The 656-nt window shown below is 54.9% G+C and carries 3 tRNA genes; all 3 read left to right on the forward strand.

From position 1 onward, the window contains the following. The first annotated feature begins 245 nt into the window (after nucleotides 1-245). The 3 genes from ABDB81_RS30420 (at nucleotide 246) to ABDB81_RS30430 (ending at nucleotide 569) form a co-directional block, all read left to right on the forward strand. Nucleotides 246-331, forward strand: a tRNA-Tyr gene (locus ABDB81_RS30420). A 53-nt stretch (nucleotides 332-384) separates the two neighbouring features. Further along, nucleotides 385-458: transfer RNA gene (locus ABDB81_RS30425), tRNA-Gly, on the forward strand. A gap of 36 nt (nucleotides 459-494) precedes the next feature. Continuing rightward, nucleotides 495-569, forward strand: a tRNA-Thr gene (locus ABDB81_RS30430). Nucleotides 570-656: the final 87 nt, after the last annotated feature.

Raw genomic sequence — 656 nt, forward strand, 5'->3', positions numbered from 1 at the left:
CCAAAACCCCTCGACAGCCAACGCTGCGAGGGGTTTTGTCTTTGGATTTTTGTAATCGAATCCAGCTTCACCCCTATAGACACCCTATAGGGTGAGAGCGTCGATTTCATATCGATGATTCTGGTCCGGCTGAATCGATTTTCGAGCGATCAGGCGGGACTTCTGAAGCGATCCGCGCAGCACTCACCGCAATGGAAAGTGCTTGACAGCTCCGGTAAGTTACACCATAATCACAAGTTCTCTGCGGAGAGGTGCCCGAGTGGCTAAAGGGGGCAGACTGTAAATCTGTTGGCTTACGCCTACGCTGGTTCGAATCCAGCCCTCTCCACCAGAATGCAAGACAGCGACCAGGCGCAAGCCGGTGAAGCAGGAAGAAGTAACCGGGCGGGTGTAGCTCAATGGTAGAGCAGAAGCCTTCCAAGCTTACGACGAGGGTTCGATTCCCTTCACCCGCTCCAGGCTTGGTCGTAGTCGCAAGAAGTAAGTCTAGATTCGCCCATGTGGCTCAGTGGTAGAGCACTCCCTTGGTAAGGGAGAGGTCGGCAGTTCGATCCTGCCCATGGGCACCACCAATACCCGCACTGGCAATTGCTACCGAGACAGGAGTCGCGACATGGCAAAGGAAAAGTTCGAGCGGACCAAGCCGCACGTGAACG

It is taken from the genome of Cupriavidus sp. DL-D2, from assembly GCF_039710735.1.
Lineage (GTDB): Bacteria > Pseudomonadota > Gammaproteobacteria > Burkholderiales > Burkholderiaceae > Cupriavidus.